This is a genomic window from Streptomyces sp. NPDC057307 (assembly GCF_042667665.1).
In the GTDB taxonomy this organism is placed as follows: domain Bacteria; phylum Actinomycetota; class Actinomycetes; order Streptomycetales; family Streptomycetaceae; genus Streptomyces.
In genome coordinates this window covers 1-10,101 of the sequence record NZ_JBHUZM010000206.1, presented here as the reverse complement: position 1 = coordinate 10,101, position 10,101 = coordinate 1, and the positions used below count along the sequence as shown (strand labels likewise).

Below are 10,101 nucleotides of genomic sequence, written 5' to 3'. Positions count from 1 at the left end.
GCCGATGACGGCGGGCCGGGCTCCTTGGTTCCGTACGATCAGCCGACCGTCAACCGGTCGTCAGCTGTCCGTCAGCCGATCGTGGCACCGAACGCCGCGAGCGCCTCCGGCACCGGCTGGAAGAACGTCTCGCCGCCCGAGGAGCAGTCGCCGCTGCCGCCCGAGGTCAGACCCAGCGCGGTGGTACCCGCGAAGAGCGAGCCGCCGCTGTCGCCGGGCTCGGCGCAGACCGTGGTCTGGATGAGGCCCTCGACGACGTCGCCGCCTCCGTAGTCCACGGTGGCGTCGAGCGCGGTGACCTCACCGTCGTGCACCTGGGTGGTGGAGCCGCTGCGCGAGACCGCCTGACCGACGGTGGCGTCGCCGGCCTCCGTGATCTCCTGCGTGCTGCCGTCGTACAGGTCGACGGCGCTCGGGGCGTCCGTCGAACCGGTGTACTCGACAAGGGCGAAGTCGTTGCCCGGGAACTGCGAGTCGACCATGGAGCCGATCTCGGCGCCGCCGGCGGAGTCGGACCACGAGCTGCCCGCCGTGCCGCAGTGGCCCGCCGTGATGAAGTGCGGCGCGCCGCCCACCGTCACGTTGAAGCCGAGGGAGCAGCGGCCACCACCGGAGTGGATGGCCTCGCCGCCGGCGATGAACTTCTTGAACTCCCCGGCGGTCTTCTTCAGTTCGGCCTTGGCGCCGAGCTTCTCCACGGCCTTGGTGAGCTTGTTCAGCGCGGCACCCTTGACCGTGCTGTCCGCCGTGACGACGACCTTGTTCGACACCGGGTCGACGGCCACGGCCGTGCCAGGAGTGCTCGCCTTGCCCGTGAGGGAGCCGCGGGCGTCCTTCAGTTCGGCCAGGGAGTGCGCCACGACCTTCGCCTTGGCGCCCGCCTCGCGCACGGTCTCGGCGGCCTTGCCGTCGACGACGTTGACGACCAGGGCCTTGGTCTTGCTGTCGTAGTACGAACCGGCCGCGTCGCCGCCGAGGTCGCCGACGAGGGTGGATGCGAGCTTTCCGGCCGCCGGCGCCGACAGTGTCTTCGCCGTCGTCGCGGCGGTGTCCTCACTGGCGTTCGCAGTCTGGAAGGAAATCCCGGCCACGGCCATGGCGGCGACGGCACTGCCCGCGACTGCCATGCGCTTCCTGGAAATGCGTCGGTGCTTCAACTGATACCTCCTGTGGGGGCCGCGTCATCGCATGTGGGGTGCGGTGACACGGAGGACGAGGCGCCCACTATTCCTAAACTCGCCAGTAGCACACAAGGTCGGCTTCCGGACGTGCACACGGCGGGTTCATTTCCTTTTCAACCCGGTCACGTGCGGTGGTCAGAGCCGAGCCGTTCCATTCGTAAACACTCGGTGCAATCACCGGATCGGCAGTGGGTGAGGTCTAGTCCTGTCTTGAAATAGACCTCCTGGCGCGGGAGTTCGGCCCCGGAAACACCCCTGGAAACGCGGCGGGTCCCCGCCCGGAGCTCACGGGCGGGGACTCGTCTCAGCGTTGCTCGGTCCGGCCGGTCGGGCCGGCCGGGTGGTACTCGGGCGGTGCTCAGGTGATGCTGACGCCGTACGCGTTCAGCGCTTCGACGACCGGCTGGAAGTACGTCGTACCGCCGGAGGAGCAGTTGCCGCTGCCGCCCGAGGTGAGGCCGATCGCGCGGCTGCCCGAGTAGAGCGGGCCGCCGCTGTCGCCGGGCTCGGCGCAGACGTTGGTACGGATCAGACCGGAGACGACGTCGCCGCCACCGTAGTTGACCGTGGCGTTGAGGCCCTGGACGCTACCGCTGTGGGTGCCCGTCGTGGAGCCGCGACGGGTCACCGACATGCCCACCGTGGCGTTGGCCGCGCTGGTGATGTCGATGCTGCCGACGGTGCCGGGACGCGAGACCGAGGCGTTGGAGTAGCGCACGATGCCGTAGTCGTTGCCCGGGAAGCTGGAGCCCGCCGTCGGGCCGATGAGCGTGGTGCGCGCCGAGTTGGTGTACCAGTTCGGGTTGCCCTCGGTGCAGTGACCGGCGGTCAGGAAGTAGTCGGTGGTGCCGCTGCGTACGTTGAACCCGGCCGAGCAGCGACCGGAGGGCGAGTAGATCGCGTCGCCGCCGGAGAGGAGCTTGGAGAGCTTGCCGGGGGTCCGCTTGATTTCCAGGGCGCCGGCGTTGGCACCCGCCTCACGCTTGATCTCGGCTATCTCCGCCTTGCTGACGGTGGAGTCCGCCTCGACGACAAGGGCGTTCGTCGTCTTGTCGACGTACCAGGCGGTGCCTGCCACGTCGGCACCCAGGATGGCGTCGCTCGCCGCCGTGAGCTGGGTCGCACTGAAGGTCCCGGCCGTGTCCGCGCTGGCCGTGGGGACGGCGAGTGCGGCTGCGGCGACGAGACCAGTGGTGATGGCGAGCAGACGCGTCCGTCTCGCGATACCACTGCGGGGGGTGGTGCGCTTGATCCTCACGTGTCGTTCCTCCGAAGGAATCTGGGGCCTGATTGGGGTGGTCTGGCCCGTGAGGCGCAGTCAGGGATACGTCCGTATTCCGGATATGCCGTGCCCCTGACAAGCGCTGTGAGGGGAGTATTGGATGAGCCAACTGACCGCGCAAGGGCGCTTTCCGGCCACCGCACCGGGCGAAATGCCGCTGGAGCGTCGTGAAATCACCGCTGGAGCGCCGCCCGCCGAGTTGCCCACATGTCGGGACAACCCCGGTCCGCGCGGCGCGGACCGGGGCCGCTTCCGGACGTGGGGCACTCAGCGGACGACGATGTTCCGCTCCCCCGCCGGGACCTCGAACGACAGCGTGTTCCCGGGCGGCGGGAAGGGGCAGATGAAGTGCTCGGCGAAGGCGCAGGGCGGCAGCAGCGCCCGGTTGAGATCGACGCTCACCGTGCCGTCCGCGGCCGGCGGTGACGGCCGCAGGAAGCGGAAGCGATAACTGCTCAGCCCGCTGGTGCCGTCGGCGAAAACCGCCCAGAGGGACCCGTCGGGCTCGACGACGGACTGGAGGGTGTGCTCCGAACCGCCCACGGAGAAGGCCAGTTCACCCGCGAGCGCGAGACCGCGCTCCCGTCCGTCGGCGTTCTCGACGCGTACGGCGCGGCTCTCGCCGTACGGACGGAAGTGCCCCGGCAGCACCCACCGGTCGTCGTACGGCGTGGCCTCGACGGTCACGAACGCCCGGCGCGCCGGGGACTCCGGGTCGAAGTCCCGTACCGCCCAGAGCCCTTCACGGCGCATGACCACCAGCCTGCGCCCGCCGTGCGCGACCCGGGACTCGCCGATGGGACCCCGGTCGGCGGTCAGGACGGCCGCACCGGTCAGCGGCCGGCCGTCAACCGTGAGCCCGTCCTCGGGGGTGGCGGTGAGCGTCACGTCGTCCCCACGCTCCCGCCACACGCCGGGCACGGCCGGAATTCGCCCTTCCGGGTAGTCGGAGAGCCAGTGGGTGCCGGTCAGCGAGAGCGGGCCGTGCGGTGCGGAGACGGCGGCGATGCGGCGTTCGTGCCAGTTCTTCCAGTTCCGCGCGGGATCCAGGTCTGTGTCTGTGCTCATGCCGACGCAGCCTTCCACACGGGCCTCCGCCCGGGCCGCGCCTCCACCCGCGGTTAGCAGTCGCAGCCGCAGCAGTCACAACCGTCGCAGCCGCAGTTGCAGCATTCACAGCCGCAGTCGGCACAGTCCGCGCAGCCCTCACGCCTCTCGCGCGACCACGGACCCTCGTACTCACTGGCACAGCAGAGCTGGCAGGTGCAGCAGAGACCGATCGCCACCGCGCAGCCGGCCCAGAAGCCGCGTCGCTCCGGCCGGGGCGGCCGGGGCAGGAGGTCGGGTCCGGGACCGCCGGGACCACCGGGGCCGCCCGGCCCGCCGTCGCCGTAGGGGTTGCCGCCGCCCGGATTCCCGCCCCCGTGGGGATTGTTCGAGCCGTACGGACCGGACCGGCCGTACGGATTCCCGCCCTGCCCCCCGTACGGATTCCCGTCCTGGACGCTCACCTGCCCCTGGTGCGAACAGGAGGACGTCCCGAAGGCGCGGTCGACGGAGGTACGCAGTTCGTGCGCCAGCAGCACATGCGCCAGCTTGTCGTCGACGAACTCCGCGTCGCGCAGCGCCAGCCGGATGCCGTGCAGCGCGTCGTCCGCGAGCCGGCGCGCCTCGGCGAGTGAGGTGCCGGTCGCCGTGAGCGGGTTCCAGGCACCCGACGCGGCGTCAGCTCCCTGGTCCTCCACGGCGTCCAGCAGATGGGCGAGCCGCCCGAAGAGCCGGCCCGCCTCGGCGAGCGGCGCCATGTTGCCCGGCCGGCCCGCGAGTACGGCGGTGTGCGCGACCGCGGCGGCCGTCGCGGTCTCGGTCGGCTCGGTGACGGTGAGCAGCGGGGTGCCGGGGCCGGCGAGCGCCTCGATGCCGGTCTGCCGGTCGACCGCGTCGACGAGCACCGCCGTGTCGAAGCCCAGCCGCGCACCGGTACGCGCCCCCGCGCGGTCCCAGCCGCCGGCTATCCGGCGCGCGGCGAGCGCCACCGGCCGCCGCCTCAACATCCCGTCCCCGTCGGCGACGTGGTCCCGTACCTTCGCCGAGGCGAGCACCAGCGACACAGCCGCTGCAAGGCGTGCTCCTTCGCCTTTCGCGACCGGAGCGGTTCGCATCCCGCGAAGTGGGCAGGGGCCAGCTGTACGGCGCCATCCGGCGCTGCGCTCGGCCTGAGCCTCCGTCAGAACGGAGACGATCAGGCCGTCATAGTTGGTGACGATGCGGGAGAACTGTCCGTGGTCCGAGCGAAGTGCCAGGCACAGCCCGCACAGATGAGCCATCCACTCGGTCCTGAGTCCTTCCGAGAGTCGATGGCTGCAGGGCCTCACAATTCCGAACACGACGGTCCCCCCGGTGTCGTTCGACGGTGCGCCAGGCATCGTATCGAGCCATCTCGTTCACCCGTACGTCCCCAGCGTCACCCGTCTGGCTGGACTCTCATATTTTCATTACGTCAGGGCCCGTACACAGGAAGAACCCTGACGAATCGCCATATCTTCTGCACCAGTACCGTCACGAATCCCCTGCGCGGCGACAATCCACTTGGCGCGCAATCCGCATCATGGACAACCATAGGGATGCGGAACCACAAGCGACCGCGGTGAAAGGAGGCGTCCATGGGATCGGTGCGCAAGGCGAGTGCCTGGCTGGGCCTCGTTGAGGACAACGACGAGCGTTACTACGACGACGAGTACTCCGAGGGTGCCGAGAACAACGACACCTGGAAGACCGATCCGCGGGTGCGGATCGCCGCCGAGGCGGCTCCGGAGCAGGACCGCAGGATCGCCACCGTCTCGCCGGAGAGCTTCCGGGACGCGCGTGGCATCGGCGAGCTGTTCCGGGAGGGTGTCCCCGTCATCCTGAACCTCACCGCGATGGAGCCCGCCGACGCCAAGCGCGTCGTCGACTTCGCCGCCGGACTGATCTTCGGTCTCCGTGGCTCGATCGACCGTGTCGCCACCCGGGTGTTCCTGCTGACCCCCGCCGACACCGAGATCGTCAGCGGGGAGTCCAAGGCCCACGGGCGGGACGGCTTCTTCAACCAGAGCTGAGCGAGGCGCTCACCGGGTCACGCCCGGTCACCGGAAGGCATCCAGACCGGTGAGTGCCTTGCCCAGCACCAGCTGGTGCATTTCCACGGTGCCCTCGTAGGTGAGCACCGACTCCAGATTCGTCGCGTGCCGCATCACGGGATATTCGAGCGAGATCCCGTTGGCCCCGAGGATCGTGCGCGAGGTACGGCAGATCTCGATCGCCTCCCGCACATTGTTGAGCTTGCCGAAGCTGACCTGCTCGGGAAGCAGTTTCCCCGCGTCCAGGCGCCGGCCGAGATGGTGCGCCAGCAGGATCCCCTTGTGCAGTTCGAGAGCCATGTCGGCGAGCTTGGCCTGGGTGAGCTGGAAGCCGCCGATCGGCCTGCCGAACTGCTCGCGGGTCTTCGCGTAGTCGACTGCCGACTCGAAACTGGCACGGGCCGCCCCCATCGAGCCCCAGACGATCCCGTAGCGGGCGTGGCTCAGACAGCTGAGGGGACCGCGCAGACCGGTGACGGCGGGGAGTACGGCGTCGGCCGGGAGCCGTACCTCGTCCATGACCAGTTCGCTGGTGACCGAGGCGCGCAGCGACCACTTGTGCTTGATCTCGGGCGCCGAGAAGCCGGGGCTGCCGGCCGGTACGAGAAAGCCGCGGATCCCCTCGTCCGTCTGGGCCCAGACAACGGCGACGCCCGCGACCGAGCCGTTGGTGATCCACATCTTGCGGCCGGTGAGCACCCAGTCGGTGCCGTCGCGCTTGGCGTACGTGCGCATCCCGGACGGGTCGGAGCCGTGGTCGGGCTCGGTGAGACCGAAGCAGCCGATGATCTCGCCGGCCGCCATGCCGGGCAGCCACCGCTCCTTCTGCTCCTCCGAGCCGAACCGGTGGATCGCGTACATCGCGAGGGAGCCCTGTACGGAGACGAGTGAGCGGATCCCGGAGTCGGCGGCCTCCAGCTCCAGGCAGGCGAGCCCGTACTGGACGGAGCTGGCTCCCGCGCAGCCGTAACCCTGGAGCGACATGCCGAGCGCGCCGAGGGCGCCGAGTTCACGGCTCAGCTCGCGGATACCGGGCAGCTCGCCGCGCTCGTACCACTCGGCGATGTGCGGCATGACCCGGTCCTTGGCCCAGGTGCGCACGGTGTCGCGGACGGCCAGGTCCTCGGGCTCCAGCAGATCGTCGATGCCGAGGGGGTCGCGCGGGTCGAAGGGCGGGCGTTTCGAGGAGGACGACGGCTTCGAGGCTGAGGGTGCGGACATGGGGGCTGCCTCCGGCGGCTCGCGGATGTCGGTGGAACTCGCGGATGTCTGTAAAACTAGCAGCGCTAGTTACGCTCGGCGCCGACATTACGACGCAAGGCTGTCGCCCGTCCAGACCCGCCGTGGCGCGCGGGGCTCCGGCCCGCGGGAACAGTGGCCCCGACCGCCTTGCCGTCGCGTGGCGCCGGTATGCCGTTCCCGGCCGCGCCGTCGGCCTCGCCGCACGGCGGTGTCCCGCAGTCCATCACCCGGGGCAGCCGCAGCGCCGCCACCGCGCCGAGCAGCAGCAGCCCCGCGCTGACCAGGAGCGTGACATGCAGACCGTGCACGAAGGAGTGACGCGCCGCGGTACGCAGGGCCTCCCCCGCCGGACCGCCCAGCTGGGCGGCCACCTGGTACGCCTGCCCCAGCGAGTTGGCGGCGGCCGACCCCGCGGCCGCCGGCACCCCGTCGACAGCGCCCGACGACAGGCCGGGCGCGTAGGCCGCGTTCATGACACTGCCGAGGAGCGCGATGCCCATGCCCGCGCCGAGCTGGTACGCCGTCTCGCCGATCGCCGCGGCGCCGCCCGCCTGCTCCGGTGGCGCCTCGCTGAGCATCGACTCGTACGCGCCGAAGAGCGTGGACTGGAGGCCGAAGCCGAGCAGCACGAAGGCCGTGGTCAGCAGCGCCGGGCGGTCGTGGTGGCCCATCATCACCAGCAGCAGTACGGCGCCGGCGGTGAGGACGAACCCGCAGGCGACCATCCGGCGCGGGCCGACGCGGCGCAGGGTGTGCGAGCCGGTGGCGCCCGCCGCCATGGCGGCGAAGGTGAGCGGGAGCAGCCGCAGTCCGGTCTCCAGCGGGCTGAGGCCCAGTACCAGTTGGAGGTACTGGACGGCGATCAGCTCCAGGCCGACCAGCGCGAGCATCGCGAGGACGATGCAGCCGACGGAGGTCGAGAAGGTACGCCGGGCGAACATCGTGACGTCTATGAGCGGATGCTTCCGGCGCTTCTGCCGCCGTACGAAGAGGAAGAGCAGGACCGTCCCGAGAAGCAGCGGCCCGAAGGTCCTGACATCGAGCATCGAGGCGCCCGCGCCGAGGCGTTTCACCCCGAGGACGGCGCTGAGCACCCCGGCCGCCGCCATCAGCGCGCCGACCACGTCCCACGGGCCGTCGCAGCCGCCCTTCGACTCGGGCAGCAGGAAGCGGCCGACCGGGAGGATCAGCGCCATCAGCGGCACGTTGATCAGGAAGACCGAGCCCCACCAGAAGTGCTCGACGAGGAATCCGCCGAGGACGGGTCCGGTCGCGGCGCCGACGGCGGCCACCGCCGTCCAGATGCCGATCGCCATGGCGCGCTCGCGGCGGTCGGGGAAGACGGTACGGAGGATGGAGAGAGTCGCGGGCATGATCATCGCGCCACCGACACCCAGCAGGGCGCGGGCGGCGATCAGTATGCCGGGCGACCCGGCGAAGGCCGCGGCCACCGAGGCCAGGCCGAAGATCCCGTAGCCGATGAGCAGGACCCGGCGCCGGCCGATCCGGTCGCCGAGCGTGCCGAAGAGGATCAGCAGCGCGGCGCAGACCAGCGGGTAGGCGTCCACGATCCACAGCAACTGGACACCGCTGGGCCGCAGGTCCTCGCTGACGGCGGGGACGGCGACGTGCAGCACGGTCGCGTCGAGCGCGACGAGCAGGAGGCTGACGCAGAGTACGACCAGGACGGCCCAGCGGTTGACGCCGCCGCCGGGGGCACCGCCGCCGACGGCGGCACGCAGGCGCGCTCCGGCCGTGGTGGTCCCGGACATCTACCTACCTCCCAGTGAAGTCCCTCGCGCTCGGCGGACCAGCCGGGGACGGCGGTGGTCCCCCTGGGCGGCCCGGCATCGACGGGCGAGTGCGGGACAGCGTACGCGAGTTCCCCCGCCCCGAACGTGGCCCATCTCACCTCGTCGAACGTCGAAGTGTCGCGTACGGCGGCGGGTCCCGGACGGCCGGGGGTCACCCCGGCGCGGTCAAGCCTCGGTCAAGCGGTCGGAAAATTCCGTGCGACGCCACGGTGAACTAATTCTGTTGCGCACAAAGACACTTACCGGGGCCCCCGCCGCGGGCAATAGGGCAGAAGGTCACTTGAAATTGCGGAACGGCCTCGGATAAACAGCGATCCGAGACACACTCCACATCACATCGTCATCACAAAGAGACTGGAACGACCGAGACGGCCGTTCACTCGCTGTAACGTCGATTGGGTGCGTACCGACATCTTCGCCCGACTGGACCGGGAGCCGGAGCCGCCGAAGATAGAGATCCCGCGGATGAGCCGTACCCGCGTGACTCTCTTCGGCGGGACTTTGGCGTTCTATCTCGCCATCGTCATCGCCGTTCTCGCCTCGTCCTGGCTGGTGACGCTGGACTGGAAGATCATGCTGTTCCGGCCGTACCAGCAGTGGCAGCAACTGCACGCGTTCCTGGACTACTTCGTGGTGCTCGGACAGCGCGGCCCCACGGCCGTGATGATCGCCGCCTGGCTGGGCTGGCGGTCCTGGCGCCAGCACACACTGCGTCCACTGCTGGTTCTCGGCGCGTCACTGCTGCTGCTCAACGTGACCGTGGGTGCGGTGAAGCTCGGCCTCGGCCGGCTCGGGCCGCACTACGCGACACAGATCGGCTCGGCCGAACTCTTCGCGGGCGGCGACATATTCCCCTCGGGACACACCGCGAACGCCGTGGTGACCTGGGGAATCCTGGCCTATCTGGCCACCACTCCGCGGGCCAGGCGCTATCTGTCGATCGGGTCGTCCGTGGTCGCCCTCGGCGTCGGCGCGACGACCGTCTATCTGGGCACGCACTGGCTGAGCGACGTCCTGCTCGGCTGGGTCGCCGGTCTGCTGATCCTGCTGGCCCTGCCGTGGTTCGAGCCGACGATCGGCCGTACCGAGGCCGCGGTGTTCGCGGTACGTGAGCAGGTACGGGCGCGGTGGCGCGAGCGGCGCGGGACCGCCGCCGAGCCGGTACCGGCCGGCGGGCCCTGGCCCGTGATAGTCCCTCAGCTCCCCGCGCAGGAGGACGAGGACGCCGGCCGCTCGACGGTCGGCACCGCCCACACGGGGCGGGGCGCGACCGGCAGGAACACGACCGCGCAGCTCACCCAGCCCCGGCCGCACGCCACGGCGCGCTCGGAACGGACCCCGACCACCCCGGCGGGCAGCCGCCGGCCACCGCGTTCCCGGCCGGTGACGGGCGGCTGAGGCCCGGTCAGAACCCGGCCGGGACCTTGGCCGGAACAGCGGAAGACCCCGGCGCGTCCGCCGGG

The 10,101-nt window shown here is 70.6% G+C and carries 8 protein-coding genes; 2 read left to right on the top strand and 6 right to left on the bottom strand.

Going from position 1 to position 10,101, the window contains the following annotated elements; all coding sequences use genetic code 11:
• Nucleotides 1-71 precede the first annotated feature (71 nt).
• The 4 genes from ACFUN8_RS35455 to ACFUN8_RS35440 form a co-directional block, all read right to left on the bottom strand.
• On the bottom strand, nucleotides 72-1,157 hold the full coding sequence (locus ACFUN8_RS35455; protein WP_383647032.1) for a S1 family peptidase: 1,086 nt from the start codon (nucleotides 1,155-1,157) through the stop codon (nucleotides 72-74).
• Nucleotides 1,158-1,539: 382 nt separating this feature from the next.
• Nucleotides 1,540-2,439, bottom strand: a complete 900-nt coding sequence (locus ACFUN8_RS35450) for a S1 family peptidase (RefSeq protein ID WP_383647029.1) — start codon at nucleotides 2,437-2,439, stop codon at nucleotides 1,540-1,542.
• A gap of 291 nt (nucleotides 2,440-2,730) precedes the next feature.
• Complete coding sequence (locus ACFUN8_RS35445) at nucleotides 2,731-3,531, bottom strand: DUF1684 domain-containing protein (protein ID WP_383647027.1); 801 nt, start codon at nucleotides 3,529-3,531, stop codon at nucleotides 2,731-2,733.
• A gap of 53 nt (nucleotides 3,532-3,584) precedes the next feature.
• A complete protein-coding gene (locus ACFUN8_RS35440; protein WP_383647024.1) occupies nucleotides 3,585-4,850 on the bottom strand; it encodes a DUF5685 family protein in 1,266 nt (421 codons plus the stop codon).
• A 276-nt stretch (nucleotides 4,851-5,126) separates the two neighbouring features.
• Here ACFUN8_RS35440 and ACFUN8_RS35435 point away from each other — a divergent pair, with 276 nt between their 5' ends.
• On the top strand, nucleotides 5,127-5,561 hold the full coding sequence (locus ACFUN8_RS35435; protein ID WP_382572415.1) for a cell division protein SepF: 435 nt from the start codon (nucleotides 5,127-5,129) through the stop codon (nucleotides 5,559-5,561).
• Nucleotides 5,562-5,588: 27 nt separating this feature from the next.
• Here the strand turns inward: ACFUN8_RS35435 and ACFUN8_RS35430 are convergent, their stop codons facing one another.
• Complete coding sequence (locus tag ACFUN8_RS35430) at nucleotides 5,589-6,803, bottom strand: acyl-CoA dehydrogenase family protein (protein WP_383647022.1); 1,215 nt, start codon at nucleotides 6,801-6,803, stop codon at nucleotides 5,589-5,591.
• A gap of 65 nt (nucleotides 6,804-6,868) precedes the next feature.
• Nucleotides 6,869-8,596 carry an MFS transporter gene (locus ACFUN8_RS35425; protein WP_383647019.1) on the bottom strand — a complete coding sequence of 576 codons (1,728 nt, stop codon included), beginning with the start codon at nucleotides 8,594-8,596 and terminating at the stop codon, nucleotides 6,869-6,871.
• Nucleotides 8,597-9,037: 441 nt separating this feature from the next.
• On the opposite strand from ACFUN8_RS35425, the gene ACFUN8_RS35420 reads away from it, so the two are divergent.
• The gene (locus tag ACFUN8_RS35420) at nucleotides 9,038-10,036 is read left to right on the top strand and encodes a phosphatase PAP2 family protein (protein ID WP_383647017.1); all 999 of its coding nucleotides are present in this window, start codon (nucleotides 9,038-9,040) and stop codon (nucleotides 10,034-10,036) included.
• Nucleotides 10,037-10,101 lie beyond the last annotated feature (65 nt).

Coding starts and splice junctions, on each gene's coding strand:
- ACFUN8_RS35445 (WP_383647027.1), bottom strand. CDS start 3,531: ATGAGCACAGACACAGACCTGGATCCCGCGCGGAACTGGAAGAACTGG.
- ACFUN8_RS35435 (WP_382572415.1), top strand. CDS start 5,127: ATGGGATCGGTGCGCAAGGCGAGTGCCTGGCTGGGCCTCGTTGAGGAC.
- ACFUN8_RS35430 (WP_383647022.1), bottom strand. CDS start 6,803: ATGTCCGCACCCTCAGCCTCGAAGCCGTCGTCCTCCTCGAAACGCCCG.
- ACFUN8_RS35425 (WP_383647019.1), bottom strand. CDS start 8,596: ATGTCCGGGACCACCACGGCCGGAGCGCGCCTGCGTGCCGCCGTCGGC.